Genomic DNA, 22,047 nt, shown 5'->3' with positions numbered 1-22,047 from the left:
TCTTGGCTGGAAGAGAATATCCATTAGAGAGAACAAGAAATATCGGTATTATGGCGCATATCGATGCTGGTAAGACAACTCTTACCGAGCGTATCCTGTACTATACCGGTGTTAACTATAAGATTGGAGATACTCACGAAGGTACTGCTACCATGGACTGGATGGAACAGGAGCAGGAAAGAGGTATCACAATTACTTCTGCGGCTACAACATGCCACTGGACACTTGAAGAGTTCACAAAACCGAAAAAGGGAGCTCTTGAGCACCGTATCAACATCATTGATACTCCGGGACACGTTGACTTTACCGTAGAGGTTGAGCGTTCACTCCGTGTACTTGACGGCGCTGTCGGCGTCTTCTGTGCTAAGGGTGGTGTTGAGCCTCAGTCAGAAAACGTATGGCGTCAGGCTGACACATACAATGTACCAAGAATGGCATTCATCAATAAGATGGATATCCTGGGTGCTGATTTCTACAATGCAGTAGACCAGATTAAGACCAGACTTGGAAAGAACGCTATTTGTCTTCAGTTACCAATCGGTAAAGAAGACGACTTCAAGGGAATCATTGACCTGATGGAAATGAAAGCTTACATCTACAACGATGATAAGGGAGATGACATCACAGTTACAGATATCCCGGAAGATATGGCAGACGACGCAGAACTTTACCATACAGAAATGGTAGAAAAGATCTGCGATCTTGATGATGATCTGATGATGCAGTATCTCGAAGGTGAAGAACCATCTATCGATGATATGAAGAAAGCACTCAGAAAAGCAACTTGCGAGTGTACAGCAGTTCCTGTTTGCTGTGGATCAGCTTACAGAAACAAAGGTGTACAGAAGCTCCTTGATGCAATCGTTGAGTACATGCCTGCACCAACAGATATCCCACCAATCGAAGGTGTGGATGAGGATGGAAACGATGTTGTAAGACATTCTTCAGACGAAGAGCCATTCTCAGCACTTGCATTCAAGATTATGACAGACCCATTCGTTGGTAAGCTGGCATACTTCAGAGTTTACTCTGGTACAATGAACTCTGGTTCTTATGTACTGAATGCTACAAAGAATAAAAAAGAGCGTGTTGGACGTATCCTTCAGATGCATGCCAACAAGCGTGAGGAGCTTGATAAAGTATATTCAGGAGATATCGCAGCAGCAATCGGATTTAAGTTCACTTCAACAGGTGACACAATCTGTGACGAGCAGCATCCTGTAATTCTGGAATCAATGGAATTCCCAGAACCAGTTATCGAGCTTGCTATCGAGCCTAAGACAAAAGCTTCACAGGGTAAACTTGGTGAATCTCTTGCAAAACTGGCTGAAGAAGACCCTACATTCCGTGCTCATACTGATCAGGAAACTGGACAGACAATCATCGCCGGAATGGGAGAGCTCCATCTTGAAATCATCGTAGACAGACTTCTTCGTGAATTCAAGGTAGAAGCTAACGTAGGTGCTCCTCAGGTTGCTTACAAAGAAGCATTTACAAAACCAGTTGACATTGATAGCAAATATGCTAAACAGTCAGGTGGACGTGGACAGTACGGACACTGTAAAGTTAAATTTGAGCCAATGGATGTTAACGGTGAGGAAACATTCAAATTCGAATCTACTGTAGTTGGTGGAGCTATTCCGAAGGAATACATCCCAGCTGTAGGTGAAGGTATCGAAGAGGCTATGCAGTCTGGTATCCTTGGAGGATTCCCAGTTGTAGGTCTTAAGGCTAACGTATATGACGGATCTTACCATGAAGTCGATTCAAGTGAAATGGCTTTCCATATTGCAGGTTCTCTTGCATTTAAGGACGCTATGAAGAAGGCATCTCCAGTTCTTCTTGAGCCTATCATGAGAGTAGAAGTTACTATGCCGGAAGAGTACATGGGTGACGTTATTGGAGACATTAACTCACGTCGTGGACGTATCGAAGGTATGGATGACCTCGGCGGCGGAAAGATCGTTCGTGGATTCGTTCCATTGTCAGAAATGTTTGGATACTCTACAGACTTACGTTCCAGAACACAGGGACGTGGTAACTACTCAATGTTCTTCGAGAAATACGAGCCAGTACCGAAGTCAGTACAGGAAAAGATTTTATCCAGCAAAAATGACTAATTATTTATAAAATGCTTGAAAAAGTGCTACATTTGAAATATAATCAAATGTAGCCGAGCAAACGAACAATTTGTTAATATGCCATATGGCACTAAATTAAGGAGGATATTCAAAATGGCTAAAGCTAAATTTGAAAGAACAAAACCGCATTGTAATATCGGTACTATCGGTCACGTTGACCACGGTAAAACAACTCTTACAGCTGCTATCACAAAGACACTTGCAGCAAGAGTACCAGGAAACACAGCAGAGAACTTTGAAGATATCGATAAAGCTCCAGAAGAGAGAGAACGTGGTATCACAATTTCTACAGCTCACGTTGAGTACCAGACAGAGAAACGTCACTATGCACACGTTGACTGCCCAGGACATGCTGACTACGTAAAGAACATGATCACAGGAGCTGCTCAGATGGATGGAGCTATCCTTGTTGTAGCTGCTACTGATGGTGTTATGGCTCAGACAAGAGAGCACATCCTGCTTTCTCGTCAGGTAGGTGTTCCTTACATCGTTGTATTCATGAACAAATGTGATATGGTTGACGATGACGAACTTCTTGAATTAGTAGAAATGGAAATCCGTGAACTCCTTGACGAGTATGAATTCCCAGGAGATGATACTCCAATCATCCAGGGATCAGCTCTTAAAGCTCTTGAAGATCCTAACTCAGAGTGGGGAGACAAGATCATGGAACTCATGGATGCTGTAGATTCTTATATCCCAGATCCAGAGCGTGATACAGATAAGCCATTCCTTATGCCAGTAGAGGACGTATTCTCTATCACAGGACGTGGTACAGTTGCTACAGGTAGAGTAGAGCGTGGTGTTCTTCATGTATCTGACGAAGTAGAAATCGTTGGTATTCACGAAGAGACTAAGAAGACAGTTGTAACAGGTGTTGAAATGTTCCGTAAACTTCTTGATGAAGCTCAGGCTGGTGACAACATCGGTGCTCTTCTTCGTGGTATCCAGAGAACAGAAATCGAAAGAGGACAGGTTCTTTGTAAACCAGGTTCAGTAACATGCCATCACAAATTCACAGCTCAGGTTTACGTTCTGACAAAAGATGAAGGTGGACGTCATACTCCATTCTTCAACAACTATCGTCCACAGTTCTACTTCAGAACAACAGACGTTACAGGTGTTTGCGAACTTCCAGAAGGTGTTGAAATGTGCATGCCTGGTGACAACGTAGAAATGACAATCGAACTGATTCACCCAGTTGCTATGGAGCAGGGACTTCGTTTCGCTATCCGTGAAGGTGGACGTACTGTAGGATCAGGTCGTGTTGCTACAATCATCGAGTAATTATAATCTGTTATCAGAATATTAACTCAAATATATACCCCAGAGGCTAAAACCTCTGGGGTTTTTGTTATACCAAAGTATACAAGAGAACTTGTTGGGCTTAAGAAAGAAACGATCAGCGAAAGTTCGACAGATGGATATAATAATCTTGAAGAAAATAATCCAGTTATGTATACTTAAAAATATAAAATAAAATTAAATTAAGAGGAGAGCAGTATGCAAAATCCGGAAATAGTAATTATAGGAGCAGCAATTATTGATGTTCTGGCATATCCTGTAAACGTGAAAGTATTTGAAACGGGATCGTATTCGACAGAAGATATACATATGACGACAGGGGCAGATGCATTAAATGAAGCCACTATACTTGCCAAAAAAGGGCGGAGAGTTCAGTTGGAAACAGTGATAGGTCAGGATGATGCAGGAAAATTCATACAGGCTCATTGCGATGATGCAGGAATCATGGTACGGGATGCGTGCATCAAAAAAGATGAAAAGACAGGTATGAATATTGTTCTTGTGGAGCAAGATGGAACAAGAAGTTTCTTGACGAATCCGCATGGTACACTTCGAAGCCTGAAAGTAGAACATATCCAGATGCCATTTCCTGAGAGTGTAAAGATCGTATGCTTTGCAAGCATATTTGTATTTCCGAAGATTGGTCCTGATAAATTAGTGCAAATATTCTCACAGGCAAAAATGCAGGGGAAAATTGTCTGTGCGGATATGACAAAGCGTAAAAAGGGCGAGACGCTGGAAGATATGGCGGAAGCTTTTTCGTATATTGATTATCTGTTTCCAAATGATGAAGAGGCGATGCTTCTGACGGAAACGGAATCGGTCGAAGAAGCAGCAGAATGCATAAAATCCACAGGTGTGGGAAATGTGATCATAAAATGTGGAAAGCGGGGATGTTACATTCGGACAGATGTGGAAAAGTGTTGGATAGCTGCGGAAGAGAATGTAAATTGTATTGATACAACTGGAGCCGGAGACAGCTTTGCGGCGGGATTTCTGAATGCACTGTTGGATGGAAAAGGTGTGAAAAGATGTGCGAAAGAGGGAAACCGTTATGGCGCAGAGGCGGTTCAGCATATCGGAGCGACTGCATGGCTGAATGGTGGACTCTGAGAATTGAAATGAATAAATGATGATATGGAGTAAAAGGGTATGGAATATTCACATGAGATCATTGTGCCCAACGATGATCTCCCATTTAAAATGTTCATATTTGAGGGAAGTCAAGGAGGATATATCCGCCAGAAACACTGGCACAGATCAATAGAAATATTTGCAGTATTTGATGGGGAGATGGAATTTTATCTGAATGACAAGAGATATCCGCTTCACCCGGGAGAATTTATGCTTGTGAATTCAAATGAATTGCATTCCATCTATGCGCCCAAAAAGAATAAAACGCTGGTCATACAAATACCGGTTGCGACATTCGAAAGATATTATACAGACGACGGATTCATATATTTTTCTCACAGTTCCAGGATCCAGGATGAAGAGGTGATGGGTCTGTTTGAAGAAATGTATCATGTATATGCGGAGAAGAAGAGTGGATATGAATATAAGGTTCAGAGTCTGTATTACCGTCTGCTGTATCTGTTGGTAAGTAAGTACCGCAAGACGGATCTGGATGCGGAAAAGATACGTGCAAATAAAAAATTAAATAAGTTGTCAACAATTACGGATTATATGAAACAAAATTATAGCAAGGAACTTTCGCTGGAAAGCATTGCAAGGACATTTAATTATTCTCCGACGTATTTATCACGTATGTTCCGGAAATATGCACAGATGAGTTATAAAACCTATCTGGACGATCTGAGACTCCGGCATGCGTATAATGATCTGATGAATACGGATCTTTCGATCGGTATGGTTGCGGAAAAAAATGGATTTGCGGGAAGTAAGGCATTTGCGAGGGTATTCAAGGAGCAGTATGGAGTATTGCCGAGTGAATATCGGAAAAAGAATTAAAGGTATTTTAGTGGTGTAAGTTGTAATGACAGAAAAAAGATAAGAAATCGCCATAATCAGGTTAATTTATAGGTGGTAAGTACAAAATCAGGTTGATATAATGACATTGTAAATAAGAGAACGACAAATGCACAGCAAATGGAGATTCTGAAAGTAACAGATGCAGAATTTAAGACCTACGGAAAAGTTCTGGAAGGATATGATATGACCGATCTTCTGAAAGCAATGGAGCATGCACCACTTCCACTGGATGAAGTAATCTATGAACTATCGATTGAAGAACTGGAAGGTCTGAAGATTGCAGATGAGATGAAAGAACGTGCTTACGGCGGACTGGAGATCCAGATCGGATACTGCAACGGTAATAATAAAAAATTAAATGCAGTAGAATATCACCGCTCCTCAGAGCTTGATATTGCCGTAGATGATCTGATTCTTTTGCTTGGATGCTGTACTTCCGAAAGATACGAATACAGAACTGACAGAAGTGCAGAAAAAGACAATTGAGGAAGCCAAAAAAGCAGAAGGAAAGATGCCGGAAGATGGATTACTTACCGCAAAGAATAAATGGCTGATCGCACATGAGGAAGCTGAGATCGAAGGCGCATTTAACGGCCTTTGCGGAGTCAATGTAACAGTGTAACGGCAAAAGTATTACAGATGAAATAAAGCGGGACGAAAACCCGTTAGAATAATTATAAATAAAATATTTAGGAGGAATCACACAATGAACAATATGCCAGAAGTAAAAATTGGAGTAGTAGCAGTCAGCAGAGATTGTTTCCCGGAAAGTCTTTCTGTTAACAGAAGAAAGAATCTGATGAAAGCATACACAGAAAAATACGGAACAGAAGGGATCTATGAATGTCCGATTTGTATTGTAGAAAGCGAAATCCACATGGTACAGGCACTGGAAGATATCAAGAAAGCAGGATGTAATGCACTCTGCGTATATCTTGGAAACTTCGGACCAGAGATTTCTGAGACATTACTTGCAAAACATTTTGATGGACCGAAGATGTTCGTAGCAGCAGCTGAAGAAAGCGGAGATAACTTATTAGATGGACGTGGAGATGCATATTGCGGAATGTTAAATGCAAGCTATAATTTACAGCTTCGTAACATCAAAGCATATATCCCGGAATATCCGGTTGGAGATGCCAAAGAGTGTGCAGATATGATCCATGAGTTCCTTCCAATTGCAAGAGCTGTTGTAGGACTTCAGAATTTGAAGATCATCAGTTTCGGACCAAGACCGATGAACTTCCTTGCATGTAATGCACCAATCAAGCAGCTTTACAATATCGGAGTAGAGATTGAAGAAAACTCTGAGCTGGATCTTTTCGAGGCATTTAATAAGCATGCCGGAGATGAAAGAATTCCTGCAATCGTAAAAGAAATGGAAGAAGAACTTGGAGCCGGAAATAAGAAACCGGAGATTCTTCCAAAACTTGCACAGTATGAAATTACATTAAAAGACTGGGTAGAAGAACACAAAGGATATCGCAAATACGTAGCACTCACAAGCAAATGCTGGCCTGCATTCCAGACACAGTTCGGATTTGTGCCATGTTATGTGAACAGCCGTCTGACAGCACAGGGAATTCCTGTATCTTGCGAGGTTGATATCTACGGAACATTAAGTGAGTTCATCGGAACTGTTGTAAGTCAGGATACAGTAACATTACTCGACATCAACAACTCTGTACCTAAAGATATGTACAAGAACGATATTGAAGGAAAATACAACTATACACAGAAAGACACATTCATGGGATTCCACTGTGGAAATACTGCATCAAGCAAGCTTTCATTCTGCGAGATGAAATACCAGAAGATCATGGCAAGAACTCTTCCGGAAGAAGTTACACAGGGAACTCTGGAAGGAGATATCGTGCCTGGAGATATTACATTCTATCGTCTGCAGAGCACAGCAGACAACAAACTCCGTGCATACGTTGCACAGGGAGAAGTTCTTCCGGTAGCGACAAGATCATTCGGTGCAATCGGTGTATTCGCAATTCCAGAGATGGGAAGATTCTATCGTCACGTACTGGTAGAAAAAGGATTCCCACATCACGGAGCTGTTGCATTTGGACATTTCGGAAAAGAACTGTTTGAAGTATTCAAATATATCGGAGTTCCGGTAGATGAGATTGGTTATAACCAGCCGGCAGGGGTAAAATATCCGACAGAGAATCCATGGGGATAATAACGGACAGGTAATAAGTAATAGATGGGACTGAATTTTTCAGTCCCAAAAGTGATTATGGAGGTAAATGATGTTATACATAGGCGTAGATCTTGGAACATCAGCAGTAAAACTTCTGGTGATGGATGAGACAGGAGATATTAAAAAGATTGTTTCGAAAGAATATCCGCTCTTCTTCCCACATCCGGGATGGTCAGAGCAGAAACCGGAAGATTGGTTTGAAAAATCAATGGAAGGGATCAAAGAACTGACTGCCGAGTGTGATAAGTCACAGGTAGCAGGAATCAGCTTTGGAGGCCAGATGCATGGTCTGATTGCTCTGGATAAAGATGATAATGTTATTCGTCCGGCAATTCTCTGGAATGATGGAAGAACAGGGGAAGAGACAGAGTACCTGAATGAAGTGATCGGAAAAGATAAGTTATCAGAATATACGGCAAATATTGCGTTTGCAGGATTTACTGCACCGAAGATCCTCTGGATGAAAAAGCATGAGCCGGAGAATTTTGAAAAGATCGCAAAGATTATGCTGCCGAAAGATTATTTGGCATATAAACTTTCAGGATCGTTCTGTACTGATGTATCGGATGCATCGGGAATGCTGCTTATGGATGTGAAGAATCGCTGTTGGTCAAAAGAGATGATGGCTATCTGTGGAATTACAGAAGATAAACTGCCAAAATTATATGAAAGTTATGAAGTAGTTGGAACTCTGAAAAAAGAAATTGCAGATGAACTTGGATTTTCAGAGAATGTAAAAGTAATTGCAGGAGCTGGAGATAATGCAGCAGCAGCGGTAGGAACAGGGACAGTAGGAGACGGAATGTGTAACATTTCCCTCGGAACATCCGGAACTATCTTTATATCAAGCAACAAGTTTGGGGTAGATGAGAATAATGCACTGCATTCATTTGCACATGCAGATGGTCATTATCATCTGATGGGATGTATGTTAAGTGCGGCATCATGTAATAAATGGTGGAATGAAGAGATTTTAAAGACAAAGGATTTTGCTGCAGAACAGGCCGGAATTACAAATCTTGGCGAGAATCGTGTATTCTATCTTCCATATCTGATGGGGGAAAGATCACCACATAATAATCCGGATGCAAGAGCGATGTTTATCGGAATGTCAATGGATACGACCCGTGAAGATATGACTCAGGCGGTGCTGGAAGGTGTAGCGTTTGGACTTCGTGATTCTCTGGAAGTTGCAAGGAGCCTTGGAATTAAGATCGAGAGAACCAAGATCTGTGGTGGCGGAGCCAAGAGTCCACTTTGGAAGAAAATGATTGCCAATATCATGAACCTGAAGGTTGATGTAGTTGAAAATGAAGAAGGACCGGCACTTGGCGGAGCAATGCTGGCAGCAGTTGGCTGTGGTGAATATCCGGATGTAGAGACGGCGGCAGCGAAGATTGTAAAAGTAGTAGACACCGTGGAGCCGGATGAAGAGCTGACAGCAAAATATGAAGAACGTTATCAGCAGTTCAGAAAAATCTATCCAACTGTGAAATGCTTATATGAAAAATAAGAATTTTACTTCCGCAGATAAGCCGGATATGTTAGAATAATTTAAAGAGTGAAATCTTAGATAAAGAGGTATGAGATGTGTAATTCTCATACCTCTTTTTTGAAAAACGGCAATATAAAATGGCCAGGAAAAAATCAGGCAATTCATATAGAAGCCGGTTTGAAGGAGTTCTGAGATGGATCACAAAATGAATGAAGAAAAGAGGAGAAAAATGAAACATGGAAAGTCATAAGATTATCCAGGTAGAAGAAAAAGTACCATTGAAACTATTGCTGCCGCTTAGTATCCAGCATATGTTTGCGATGTTTGGGGCATCTGTACTGGTTCCGTTTATTTTTGGAATCAATCCGGCAATCGTACTTTTTATGAACGGCGTAGGAACGCTGATTTTTATTGCAGTGACAAAAGCAAAGTCACCGGCATATTTGGGGTCGAGCTTCGCATTTCTTGCACCGGCAGGTGTTGTTATCAGTAAGATGGGATATCCGTATGCACTGGGAGGATTTGTTGCGGTCGGTTTATGCGGATGTATTCTGTCCTTTATTATTTACAAATGCGGAACAAAGTGGATTGATATCGTACTCCCGCCGGCGGCTATGGGACCGGTTGTTGCATTGATAGGTCTGGAATTGTCTGGTTCGGCTGCAAGTAATGCCGGGCTTTTGGATGATAAGATTGATCCAAAGAATGTGATCGTATTTGCTGTGACATTGGGTGTTGCTGTATTTGGAAATATTTTATTTAGAGGATTTTTGTCGGTAATTCCGATTTTGATTGCAGTAATTGCAGGATATCTGACAGCGCTTGCCTGTGGAATCCTGGATTTTACACAGGTAGTAGAGGCTTCATGGTTTGCAATCCCGAATTTTCAGGCGCCGAAGTTTGATATGGGGGCAATTTTAATGATTTTGCCGGTACTTCTGGTTATTACATCGGAACATATCGGGCATCAGGTTGTAACGAGTAAGATCATAGGAAGAGATCTTCTGACAGATCCCGGACTTCACAGATCTTTATTCGGGGATAATTTTTCTACAATGGTGTCAGGTCTGATCGGATCAGTGCCGACTACTACATACGGAGAGAATATCGGGGTTATGGCTGTAACAAAAGTATACAGCGTCCGTGTTATCGGAGGAGCTGCAATATTGTCTATTATATGTTCGTTTGTCGGAAAATTGTCGATGATGATTCAGACAATTCCGGGACCGGTTATCGGAGGAATCTCATTCCTTCTGTATGGTATGATCGGTGCTTCTGGTTTACGTATTCTGGTAGACTCCAGAGTAGATTACGGAAGATCCAGAAACCTGATGTTAACATCCATCGTATTTGTAACCGGTCTGTCTGGAATATCTGTGAATATCGGAACCGTGTCATTAACCGGAATGGTTCTGGCATGTGTTGTTGCCATGGCACTTAGCCTGATATTCTATATCTTAGATAAATTAAAGCTTACCAATGATCGGGAAGTGTAAGGTCTTCTTTTCTCATGGCGAGTGAAGCGCCCGGAACGGAGAAGTTCGGCATGCCGTCTTCGTCCCAGAAGACTTTTCCTATATAGGCATTTCTTCCGGCATCGTAGAGCGGCTGATAATCACCCTCACCTAAGTAACGCTCTTCCTGACGTGCATGATAGACCATAAGATCTTCTGTGTCGTCAGTGGAGCGGGTAAAGCTGTTGTGTCCTGGTCCGAAGAATCCGGTAGCACGGCTGCTTTGGAATACGGGATAAGGAAGTTTGGTCCAGGAAGAAGAATCCAGAAGATCAGAGTCTTCATCTGCATATAAAAGTCCCATATTATAAAGTGCATCTGTACCACTTGCAGAGAATGTAAGGAAGATGCGGCCGCCATGTTTGATAACGGCAGGTCCTTCATTTACCGCAAATCCATGAAGTTCCCAGTTGTACTCAGGATGGGTCAGAAGAACAGATGGAGTACAAATCGTCCACGGATTGGATAATTTTGCAATAAAAATATCAGAAATATTATTCGTTTTCTGTGCCCATACAAAATAATCCTCCCCTTTATGATGGAAGAAAGTATGGTCCAGAGAGAAGTCGGTAAAAGCAATATCATTTTCCACAGTTGTCTGGATTGGTCCCTTGGTGATCCAAGGATCGTTCATCGGATCGTCGCCGGTGCAGGCAAGGCAGTGTGGACGGATCCGCCATGAAGAATGGTCGGAAACGGTTGTGGTGTAATATACATACCAGCCACCCTGGATATAGTGGATTTCAGGAGCCCAGAGGTGTGGACTGACACGGTCAGGACCGATGGGCTCTCTTTCATAAATGACTTTTTCTGTGTAACGTCCGGAATTATCAGTCAGATCTTCGAGTGTATCGGCACAGCGGAGAATGATGTAAAGATACTGATAGGTACCATTTAAGTTGTGCCCGGCATCTGTATGAGAGCCAAGAAAATAATACTTTCCGTCGGTATGTTTATAAATGTAAGGATCGGCGCGGTGACTGATGATCGGTGCCGCATAATCATTATCCTGAATGTGTCCGATGCCATCTTCACTTCGGATGATGTTACGGATTTCTTTCATTCCGTTTGTATACGTAACCTGTACGGTCTCCGGGTCTGATTCGCATCTTTCTACAAACTGAATACATACTGGTTCTGGCTTTCCATATTTATTCTGTAAAGAACTAAGGGCTGCAACAGAGATTGTTTCCCCATTAGAATCCTGGGTTTTGAGTGCGTCAGTAACAGAAAGTTCATCGCAGGGAAGTACAATCGGAAACCCGCCGTTAAGTGCATACCAGTCCTTCTGATTATAGCTGTATTCAAGATAATAATGGTCTTTTTCTGGTTTTTCCCATGAGACATTCACGGATCGTATGAAAGCAGATGTCTGCTTATCATGATAGAATTTATCTGCCATAGGAAGTGTAAGTGATTGATTCATAAATCCTCCTTGGGCATTGTATTTATTAGAAAAATAAGGTTTGATTCATTTTAGCATAGAATTAATTGATTGACAAGACAGAAAAAAGTAGTCTAAGATAGTAGGAAAGGGTAACGAATATGTGGCTTTAAGCCAAAAAAATGTGCAAAGGGGAAATAAAAAGATGGTTACGATTAAAGAGATTGCAAAAGAATGCAATGTCTCTGTCGCAACAGTATCAAATATCTTGAATCACAAGCCTGGCGCCAGTGATGAGACCAGAAGAATTGTGATGGCCAAGATAAAAGAGCTGAATTATAAGCCCAATACTGTGGCGAGAAATCTGAAGACTAAGAATACCAGGACAATAGGGGTAATTGTCGAGGATATGACGATCTTCAGTATTCCGGATATTGTAGACGGAATTACGGAACATTGTGAGGAAAATAATTATCAGATACTTTTGATCAATCTGAGATTATTTAAAAAATACAATGATTTTTATTATCACAGAGATGATTATTACGACCGGGTTGAGCAGGAAATTGATAAATTAATCGCAAGGCAGGTTGAGGGAGTTATATATGTAACTGCTCATGAACGTGTAATGAAGTGTATTCTGGAAAAACTTCCGGTACCGGCCGTTATGGCATACGGATATACACAAAACAAAAATATCCCGTCCATTGTAGTAAATGATGAAGACGGGGCACATCAGATTGTCAAACATCTGGTCGACAATGGCCACAGGAAGATAGGAATTATAACAGGAAAACCGGATAGTATTCATACACAGGAAAGACTTCTGGGTATGCAGAGGGCGTTTTATGAGAATCAGATTCTGTATAATCCCGAAAGTGTATATTACGGGGACTGGACCAGACAAAGTGGTTATAATGGTACGGATCAGCTGTTGGAACAGGGGGTTACAGCGATTTGCTGCATGAATGATCTTATGGCCGGTGGAGTGTATGACAGAATGGAAGAAAGAGGAATGCTTCCGGGAAAAGAGGTCTCGGTAACCGGATATGATAACCGTGAACTTTCAGGATATTATAAGCCGCCGCTTACTACGATATCTCTTCCACTTCATGATATAGGTTATACGGCAAGCGAGGTAATTATGCGTATGGTAGAGGAGAAAGAGCTGAAAGAACCGGATGGTATATATCGTGTAGGATGTCATATGCTGGAGCGTAGTTCGGTCAGAAATCTTAAAGAAAATTCATAATCAAAACAATAAATAATGAAAATCAGAAAAAAATAAGCACTTACAGAAGAAAAAAATGTCTGTAACTGCTTATTTTATAATAGGTTTGTGCATATTGCACAAAATAAAACGTTTAAGTTCTACTTGCACTTATCATAAAAGTGAGCGTATAATCTAATCAAACAAAGAAACAGGTAAATAAGATAAAAAAATATAAACCTGTAAAAAGAAATTTGCATTGTATATTGGGAAAAAAGGAAAATTGTAAAAAAAGGATATTAAACGATTAAGGAAAAGAAATCGGAGTTAATGTTCTGAGGAAAAGGTTATGGATGACAAGAAACTGAAAACAGTACCATTGAATAAGATCAAGATATCGGATCAGTTCTGGAACAGATATATACATCTGGTAAAAGATGTACTGATCCCGTATCAGTGGGACATTTTAAATGACAGACTTCCGGATGTGGAGACAAGTCATTGTATTGAAAACTTTAAGATTGCGGCGGGAGAAACTGACGGAGATTTTGAAGGGGCAGTATTCCAGGATACAGATGTGGCGAAATGGCTGGAAGCGGTAGCTTATTCACTGGCAGCAGAGCCGGATGAACATTTGTCATATCTTGCGGATAAAACGATTAACCTTATAGGACGTGCCCAATGTGAAGATGGATATCTGAATACTTATTTTACGATTAAGGATCCATCAAAACGTTGGACAAATCTGAAAGAGGGACATGAATTATATACGGCAGGACATATGACGGAGGCAGCAGTTGCGTATTATAAAGCAACCGGAAAAACAGAGTTTCTCGATATCATGAAGAAATTTGCAGATCTCATTTGCAAGACATTCGGACCGGATGAAGGTCAGATCCATGGATATCCGGGACATCAGGAAATCGAGCTTGCGCTTATCCGTCTGTATCATGTAACCGGTGAAAAGAAATATCTGGAAACAGCAAAGTATTTTATTGATACCAGAGGCGTGGGAGAAAATTATTTCCTGGAAGAAGAAAAGAGACCTGAATATAAACAGATATTCCCGGAATTTGCCGGATATGATCCGAGATATTCACAGTCACATGAGCCGGTAAGAGAGCAGAAGACGGCAGAAGGACATGCAGTAAGAGCCGTATATATGTATTGCGCAATGGCAGATCTGGCATATGAATACAAGGATAAAGAATTGTTAGATGCCTGCAAGACATTATGGGAGGACATGACAAAACGTCAGATGTATATTACAGGAAGCATCGGAGCATCCGGTCTTCTGGAACGGTTTACAACAGACTATGATCTTCCGAACAACTGTAATTATTCAGAAACATGTGCATCGATAGGACTTGCTCTTTTCGGAAGAAGAATGGCACAGATCACAAAAGATGCTTCATACATGGATGTGGTAGAAAGAGCGCTTTATAATACCTTGTTATCAGGAATAGCACAGGATGGAAAGAGTTTCTTCTATGTAAATCCTTTGGAAGTGTGGCCGGATAACTGTATCGACAGAACTTCCAAAGAGCATGTAAAACCGGTGAGACAGAAATGGTTTGGAGTTGCGTGTTGTCCGCCAAATATAGCGAGAACACTGGCGTCCATGGGACAGTACATATATTTCACTGATAAGAACACAGCATATGTGAACTTATACATTTCTAATGAAGCTCAGATCGAACTGGAAGAAGGAGCATTAAAGATTCAGATAGAAAGTGATCTGACGAATACAGGACATATTCGGATGGCAATAACTCCTGATGGAGAGGGTGAACACAGACTGGCACTTAGAATACCGGATTATGTGAAGACCTATACGATCAAAAGAGATGGTAAGATTCTAAGAAATGCCAGAATCAGTCAGTCTTATCTTTTAATAGAAGACATCAAAGAACAGACAGAGATCGAGATTGACTTTGAGGTACCCGCGAAATTCGTAAGAGCGAATCCGAATGTCAGAGAAGATGCAGGAAAAGTTGCTCTGGTAAAAGGACCGTTAGTATATTGTCTGGAAGAAACAGACAATGGGGAAAATCTTCCATCTATCTTCGTTAACACGAAACAGGAGCTGAAAGAAACATTTGAATCCGAACTTCTTGGAGGAGTAACGACGATTCGGTTCACAGGAAAGAAACTGAACATGGATACATGGCAGGATGGTGCATTATATGATACCAGAGAACAGGTATTCGAAGATATAGAACTCAAAGCAATTCCATATCATTGCTGGGATAACCGTAAAACAGGTGAGATGCTGGTATGGATGAAAGAAATGTTTTAATTATTTTGAATCTGTCAGGGAACATAGACCCTGTAGAGAAATATATATCTAAAAGGAGGAAAATCTATGAAAAAGAAAGTAGTGTCAGTGCTTCTTTGTGTAGCTATGACAGCAACTATGCTGCTTGGATGTAGCGCAGGAAGTGAAAAGAGTGATTCTAAGAAATCATCTAAGAGCGAGTCGGGCGGAACAACAGAGATGAAGGTTGACGGGGATGCAACAACCATTAATGTCTGGACATTCATCGAGTTACACCAGAAATTCTACACAGAGATGGCTAAGAAATGGAATGAGGAACATCCGGATAAGAAGGTTAAATTAGTACTTTCTAATATGCAGTACGATGATATGCACAACAAATTATCGCTTGCACTGGAATCAGGAAAAGGAGCTCCGGATGTAGTTGATATCGAGCTTGGAAAATTCCCTTCATTCACAAATGGTAAGATCGGACTTATGGATCTGACAGATGCAATCGCACCATACAAAGACAACATAGTTGAATCTCGTCTTGACATCTACGGAAAAGATGGAAAATATTACGGATTCCCAACACACGTTGGTACAACAGTTGCATTCTACAATGATGATCTGTTAAAAGAAGCAGGAATTGATTACACAACAATTAAGACATGGGATGACTTCAAAGCAGCCGGTGTGAAATATCATGAGAAAACAGGTAAGAACTTCGCTTGTGCTGAGACAACAGCTCAGTGGATGGTTAACCTTATGTTAGCTCAGAAAGGTACTGATTACATTGACAAAGATGGTAACCTTGACCTTACAAATGATAAAGTTGTAGAAGTACTTCAGTACATCAAAGATATGCAGGATGCAGGCGCACTTGCAACAGTAGCTGGTGGACAGCCGGATAACGAAGAAGCTTATCCAGAATACAACAGTGGTAACTTCGCAGTACAGATCATGCCTTTCTGGCAGACATCAAGATTTACAAACTACATGTCTGACCTTGAAGGAAAGATTGCAATCGCAGCTCCTCCGGTATTTGGAGACAACGATGCAGTTAAGACAATCGGTGGTGGTGGAACCGGTACAGCAGTTGTAAAATCTTCTAAGAATGCAGACCTTGCAGCTGAAGTATTCGCTTACATCAAACTGTCTGAAGACGCTAACAAAGAAGTTTGGAATGTATTAGGATTTGACCCTGTTAATACATCTGTATGGACAGACACAGACCTTACACAGAATCCGGACAACCAGTTCGTAAAATACTTCAAGACAAAACCATTTGACACTCTGTTAGAGCTCCAGGATAGCATTGGCGGACTTAATTCTTACACAAGTTCTAAATATCCATCTATCAACAACGAGTTCTGCACAACAACACTGAACAACATTTTCGAAGAAGGAATGGACGTAAAAGATGCACTGAAACAGTCTCAGGAAACTCTTGAAAATGAATTCGGCGGCAAATAAGATTTGCAAATAAGAAATTAGTAATGTAATAATCAGGGGGTTGCGTGCAAAAACTGCCGCATCCCCTTCTTTTTAAGAAGGAGGATACATAAAACCATGAAGAAATTTTTCTATTCTCAGAAATTAGCTCCTTATGTGTTTATCCTTCCTTTTGTCCTCACTGTTATATTTTTCTGGGCAGTTCCAATCGCGAACGGAGTCCTTTTAAGTTTTCAGGATGTATTACAGGATAAATGGGTTGGATTGGATAATTATAAGAGACTTCTGTCCGATAAGATCTTTTTAAAAGCTTTGTTTAACAGTACACGTTATATGATCGGAACACTGGTACTTCTGATCCCATTTCCGATGCTTTTTGCAACACTTCTGAACAGTAAGCTGATGAAGAAACCTGGATTTTTCAAATCCATCTATTTCCTTCCGGCACTTACATCAGTCGTAGTTGCAGGTACGATCTTCCGTCTGATGTTTGGTGAGATGGAGACTTCTCTTGCCAACCAGGTGATCGGAATGTTCGGATTTGGACCAATTAAATGGTTAAAGAATGATCTGACCGGTTATTTTGCACTGTTACTTCTGGCATGCTGGAGATGGACAGGTGTTAACATCCTGTACTTCCTTGCCGGATTACAGAGTATTTCAACAGATCTTTATGAAGCGGCTTCTATCGACGGAGCAAATAAGTGGCAGCAGTTTACAAAGATTTCCCTTCCACTTCTGAAACCAACAACCGTATATGTGTTAACAATCAGTATCTATGCAGGACTTGCAATGTTCAATGAAAGTTACATGTTATGGAAAGGTAACAACTCACCGCAGAATATCGGACTTACGATCGTCGGATATCTGTACAGGCAGGGAATTGAAAAACGAGCGATGGGTTATGCCTGCGCGGTAGGTCTTGTACTTCTGATCATCGTTATGGTCGTCAACATGATCCAGCTGGCAGCTACAGGAACATTCAAGAAGGAGGAAAGATAGTATGGGCGAAAAGAGAAAAAATAAAGACCGGCTTTGTACAATATTGATGATCGTCTTCTTCTCGATCCTGGCTATCCTGGTGATCCTTCCGATTTATACAATCTTTCTTGCCAGCTTTAAACCGGGCGGAGATCTTCTTCAGTATGGTCTGAACCTTGGAATTGACTGGAGCCGTATGAGTCTTGATAACTATGTACTGCTGTTTACCGGCCAGCATGATTACTGGAGATGGTTCTTTAACAGTATCACTCTTACAGTCGTTACAGTAGTGGCAACACTTCTTGTAAGTGCATTTGTAGGATACGGATTTGCAGCCTATGAATTCAAAGGGAAGAACTTTATGTTCGTAATCGTTCTCCTGATCTTATCTGTTCCACTGGAGGTTATCATGCTTCCGCTGTACAAACAGATGACAACATGGGGACTGATGGATAACTATATCGCAATTGTATTACCATTCGTTGCACATGCATCTACAATCTTCTTCTTCAGACAGTATCTTCTGGGACTTCCGAAGTCACTTCTGGAAGCAGGACGAATCGACGGAGCAACAGAATATGGTATCTTCTTCAAGCTGATCATGCCGATCATGAAACCGGCATTTGCAGCTATGGCGATCTTAAATGGTATGAATGCATGGAATAACTACCTGTGGCCATTACTGGTAATCCGTTCTTCAGAAAAATACACACTGACACTTGGACTGAACACCCTGATCAACCCATACGGAGATAACTATTCACTCCTGGTTGTAGGTTCGTTCTTCTCAATCATTCCTATCTTTATACTGTTTGTATGTTTCCAGCAGTATTTCATCGAAGGTATGACAGCAGGTGCGGTAAAAGAGTAATCATTGTAATAATAGGAGGTTGAAAAATGAGTAAGACAGCAAAGATGATTATTGATAAAGATTTCCAGATTTCCAAAGTAGATGAAAGAATCTATGGTTCTTTCATCGAGCATCTCGGACGTGCCGTGTATGATGGATTATATCAGCCGGGCAATCCTCTGTCAGATGATGATGGATTCCGTAAAGATGTCATTGATTTGGTAAAAGAACTGGATGTACCGATCATCCGTTATCCGGGTGGAAACTTTGTATCTAACTTCTTCTGGGAAGACAGTGTTGGACCTGTAGAAGAGCGTCCGGCACGTCTGGAACTTGCATGGAGAAGTCTGGAAGAGAATAAGATCGGATTAAATGAGTTCGCAAAATGGACAGACAAAGTAAATTCCAACATGATGATGGCAGTCAATCTTGGTACAAGAGGAATTGCAGATGCCTGCAATCTTCTGGAATACTGCAACCATCCGGGCGGAACAAAATATAGTGATCTTCGTATCAAACATGGTGTAAAAGATCCACATAATATCAAAGTATGGTGCCTGGGTAATGAGATGGATGGACCTTGGCAGCTTGGACACAAGACAATGGAAGAGTACGGACGTCTTGCAGAAGAGACAGCAAAAGCAATGAAACTGATCGATCCGTCTATCGAGCTGGTATCCTGCGGAAGTTCTGCTCTTGATATGCCGACATTCCCGAAATGGGAATCTACAACACTGGAAAGTACATATGATTATGTTGATTATGTATCTATGCATCAGTATTATGGAAACCGTGATAATGATACTGCTGATTTCCTTGCATGCTCAGATGATATGGATGAATTCATCCGTACCGTTGTCGCAACATGTGATTATGTAAAAGCGAAAAAACGTGGTAAGAAAGATATCAATATCAGTTTTGATGAGTGGAATGTATGGTTCCATTCGAATGCAGCTGATGATGACATCACACAGAACCATCCATGGCAGGTAGCACCTCCGATGCTGGAAGACATTTACACATTTGAGGATGCACTGGCAGTTGGTCTGATGCTGATCACATTGTTAAAACATGCAGACAGAGTAAAGATTGCCTGCCTGGCACAGCTGGTTAATGTTATCGCACCGATCATGACAGATCAGGGCGGCGGAGCAGCATGGAAGCAGACGATCTTCTATCCATTCCTTCACGCTTCCAAGTATGGCCGTGGCGTAGCACTGATGCCTCTGGTACAGACAACAAAGCATGATACAGCAAAACATGAAAATGTTACTGACGTAGAAAGCGTTGCAGTGTATAATGAAGAGAAAGAAGAGCTTACAATCTTCGCTGTTAACCGTACACTGGAAGATGATATTGAACTGACAACAGACTTAAGAGGTATGGAAGGATTCCATCTGGTAGAGCATATCGTTATGGAAGAATCTGATCTGAAGCTGGTAAATAGTTCTTACGAAGAAAAAGTAGTACCAAAGACAGTAAATCGTTCAAAGATGGATGGTGGAATCATGACAACTCTTCTTGGAAAAGCATCTTGGAATGTAATCAGATTAAGTAAGTAGAGGCGGTTAAGATATGAAATTTTGGGCAATTGACAGTCCGGTAATGAGAGTGCTTGGACGACTGGGGGATATTATTATACTGAACATGATCTTTGTGGTCGGATGTATTCCGGTAATCACCATCGGAACTTCCTTAAGTGCTCTGTATGCGGTGGCGATGAAGATGGCAAGAGGTGAAGATCCGTCGGTGTGGAAGGAATTCTGGAAAGCCTATAAGAGGAACTTCAGACCGGCAACCATCTGTTGGCTGGTCATGGCTGTCATTGCCATACTGCTGTTTGTGGATTTCCGGATCATCGGAGTTCTGAAAAGAGGCAGCGAAAGTATGTACAGTATTATGCGTATTGTACTTGCAGTGATCCTTGGAATGTGGATGCTGATGTTCCAGTATCTGTTTCCATATATTGCAAGATTTGAAAATGGAATCTTTGCAACACTGCGCAATGCACTGCTTCTTGCGGCGGCGCATATTCCATCTACGATCGTGATCGTAGGCTTAAGTGTCGGATCGCTCATCTTAACATTGTTCACATCCAGATCCTTTGTGATCGCAAGTATTATATGGGTGTTCTTTGGATTTGCGGTACTGGCATATGTACAGGCGTTTCTCCTGTGCAGGATTTTTGAAAAATATGAAAAGTAAATTGTATTAGTAGTGTTCCAATAAGATCCTCGGAAAGAGGACGGAAAATGGGCAATATTATATACATACGGCTATATTTGCTTCATTCAAAGCTGCCGCTTGTATGTAATATTGCCCATTTTCTGCAGAGATCAAAGTATGCAGGATAAGTTGCCGCCTGCAGGAACTGTCAGGGGCGGTTCCTTGCGAATCTTCCGGCAGAGCTGTCCGGTTCTGTGGTGTTATACGGCTGGTAATTCGTCAATAATCTGCTGCAGGATTTTTTCTACAGAATCGGTAACATTGGTTGCGTATTTATCGATACCGGGAGCAGCATTCGCCATGGCATAGCTTGTACCGGCGGTCTGCAGCATTTCGACATCGTTATACTGATCTCCGAATACGACACAGTCTTTTGCTTCAATATGTAAATGATCGATCAGATCTTTTAATGCACTTCCCTTGTTGGCGGTCGGGCAGATGAAGTCTACCCAGAGATTGCCGGAAGTAACAACCTTGATGTCAGATGAAAACATTTCTTTTAGATGTTTTTCACACGCATCGGTTCCGCTGTAATCGCAGACTGCAATCTTAAGGATCGGTTCCGGGATCTCAGTTCTTGGGTCATCGATGAATTTCATATTATTCTGGATGACATTTACCATGTGATTATAGAACTCCGGATTTTTCGAGGTGCTGTAGCAGACACGTTCGCCGGAGATGATGCAGTTGTATTGTGGATATTTTGCAACTTCATCCAGGATACGGTAAGCAAGATCCTGCTCAATAACTCCTTTGGAAATAGTCTCTTCGTTGTATATACAGAGAGAACCGTTTTCGGCGATGTATGCAATATCGTCCTGAACCGGAGTGAACAGTCTGCGAAGATTCAGGTACTGGCGTCCGCTGGCAGCGGCGAACATGATCCCATGTTCTTTCAGTGTACGGATCTGGTCGAACACAATTGGATTGACATCGTGTGCGCCATTTTGAAGTAGTGTGCCATCAAGGTCGCTGGCGATTAATTTAACCATAAATAACTCCTTATATAAAACATTTCTGAA

General features: G+C 41.4%; 16 protein-coding genes and 1 pseudogene. 15 read left to right on the top strand and 2 right to left on the bottom strand.

What is annotated here, in order from left to right:
• Positions 1 to 2 precede the first annotated feature (2 nt).
• From fusA to uraA, 8 genes and pseudogenes are all read left to right on the top strand, one after another.
• The gene (fusA, locus tag NCY30_RS02910; RefSeq protein WP_022415686.1) at positions 3 to 2,120 is read left to right on the top strand and encodes an elongation factor G; all 2,118 of its coding nucleotides are present in this window, start codon (positions 3 to 5) and stop codon (positions 2,118 to 2,120) included.
• A 114-nt stretch (positions 2,121 to 2,234) separates the two neighbouring features.
• On the top strand, positions 2,235 to 3,428 hold the full coding sequence (tuf, locus tag NCY30_RS02905) for an elongation factor Tu (protein ID WP_028087889.1): 1,194 nt from the start codon (positions 2,235 to 2,237) through the stop codon (positions 3,426 to 3,428).
• A gap of 216 nt (positions 3,429 to 3,644) precedes the next feature.
• Entirely contained in the window at positions 3,645 to 4,559 is a 915-nt protein-coding gene (locus tag NCY30_RS02900; protein ID WP_173784499.1) for a carbohydrate kinase family protein, read from the top strand.
• A gap of 39 nt (positions 4,560 to 4,598) precedes the next feature.
• Positions 4,599 to 5,417 (top strand): AraC family transcriptional regulator, encoded by an 819-nt coding sequence (locus NCY30_RS02895; RefSeq protein ID WP_173784498.1) that lies wholly within the window; start codon positions 4,599 to 4,601, stop codon positions 5,415 to 5,417.
• A 138-nt stretch (positions 5,418 to 5,555) separates the two neighbouring features.
• Positions 5,556 to 6,060, top strand: a pseudogene (locus NCY30_RS02890) (DUF4867 family protein).
• 84 nt (positions 6,061 to 6,144) lie between these two features.
• The gene (locus tag NCY30_RS02885) at positions 6,145 to 7,629 is read left to right on the top strand and encodes an L-fucose/L-arabinose isomerase family protein (RefSeq protein ID WP_022415714.1); all 1,485 of its coding nucleotides are present in this window, start codon (positions 6,145 to 6,147) and stop codon (positions 7,627 to 7,629) included.
• A gap of 70 nt (positions 7,630 to 7,699) precedes the next feature.
• Positions 7,700 to 9,163: a xylulokinase gene (gene xylB, locus NCY30_RS02880; RefSeq protein ID WP_173784518.1), complete on the top strand. Its 1,464-nt coding sequence runs from the start codon at positions 7,700 to 7,702 to the stop codon at positions 9,161 to 9,163.
• A gap of 218 nt (positions 9,164 to 9,381) precedes the next feature.
• A complete protein-coding gene (gene uraA, locus NCY30_RS02875; RefSeq protein ID WP_006428154.1) occupies positions 9,382 to 10,641 on the top strand; it encodes a uracil permease in 1,260 nt (419 codons plus the stop codon).
• On the opposite strand, the gene NCY30_RS02870 is transcribed toward uraA, so the two are convergent.
• Positions 10,619 to 12,085, bottom strand: coding sequence for a family 43 glycosylhydrolase (locus NCY30_RS02870; protein WP_022415712.1), 1,467 nt, complete (start codon positions 12,083 to 12,085; stop codon positions 10,619 to 10,621). The genes uraA and NCY30_RS02870 overlap by 23 nt on opposite strands.
• A gap of 163 nt (positions 12,086 to 12,248) precedes the next feature.
• Between NCY30_RS02870 and NCY30_RS02865 the strand changes: the two genes are divergently transcribed.
• The 7 genes from NCY30_RS02865 to NCY30_RS02835 all read left to right on the top strand — a co-directional run bounded on the left by NCY30_RS02865 (position 12,249) and on the right by NCY30_RS02835 (position 21,004).
• Positions 12,249 to 13,295: a LacI family DNA-binding transcriptional regulator gene (locus NCY30_RS02865; RefSeq protein ID WP_022415711.1), complete on the top strand. Its 1,047-nt coding sequence runs from the start codon at positions 12,249 to 12,251 to the stop codon at positions 13,293 to 13,295.
• A 307-nt stretch (positions 13,296 to 13,602) separates the two neighbouring features.
• Complete coding sequence (locus NCY30_RS02860; RefSeq protein ID WP_022415710.1) at positions 13,603 to 15,552, top strand: glycoside hydrolase family 127 protein; 1,950 nt, start codon at positions 13,603 to 13,605, stop codon at positions 15,550 to 15,552.
• Between the two features lie 66 nt (positions 15,553 to 15,618).
• Positions 15,619 to 16,989: an ABC transporter substrate-binding protein gene (locus NCY30_RS02855; protein WP_055303850.1), complete on the top strand. Its 1,371-nt coding sequence runs from the start codon at positions 15,619 to 15,621 to the stop codon at positions 16,987 to 16,989.
• Positions 16,990 to 17,085: 96 nt separating this feature from the next.
• The gene (locus NCY30_RS02850) at positions 17,086 to 17,970 is read left to right on the top strand and encodes a carbohydrate ABC transporter permease (protein WP_055303851.1); all 885 of its coding nucleotides are present in this window, start codon (positions 17,086 to 17,088) and stop codon (positions 17,968 to 17,970) included.
• A gap of 1 nt (position 17,971) precedes the next feature.
• Positions 17,972 to 18,820: a carbohydrate ABC transporter permease gene (locus tag NCY30_RS02845; RefSeq protein WP_006428160.1), complete on the top strand. Its 849-nt coding sequence runs from the start codon at positions 17,972 to 17,974 to the stop codon at positions 18,818 to 18,820.
• Positions 18,821 to 18,846: 26 nt separating this feature from the next.
• Positions 18,847 to 20,361, top strand: coding sequence for an arabinosylfuranosidase ArfA (gene arfA / locus NCY30_RS02840; protein ID WP_006428161.1), 1,515 nt, complete (start codon positions 18,847 to 18,849; stop codon positions 20,359 to 20,361).
• Between the two features lie 13 nt (positions 20,362 to 20,374).
• A complete protein-coding gene (locus NCY30_RS02835) occupies positions 20,375 to 21,004 on the top strand; it encodes a YesL family protein (RefSeq protein WP_006428162.1) in 630 nt (209 codons plus the stop codon).
• Positions 21,005 to 21,225: 221 nt separating this feature from the next.
• Here NCY30_RS02835 and NCY30_RS02830 read toward each other — a convergent pair whose 3' ends face one another.
• Positions 21,226 to 22,017, bottom strand: coding sequence for a Cof-type HAD-IIB family hydrolase (locus NCY30_RS02830; RefSeq protein WP_055303852.1), 792 nt, complete (start codon positions 22,015 to 22,017; stop codon positions 21,226 to 21,228).
• Positions 22,018 to 22,047: the final 30 nt, after the last annotated feature.

The organism is Dorea sp. MB18-49 (assembly GCF_023669465.1).
In the GTDB taxonomy this organism is placed as follows: domain Bacteria; phylum Bacillota; class Clostridia; order Lachnospirales; family Lachnospiraceae; genus Dorea_A; species Dorea_A longicatena.
The sequence above is the reverse complement of the archived record's forward strand: the minus strand, read 5'-3'. Positions and strand labels throughout refer to the sequence as shown.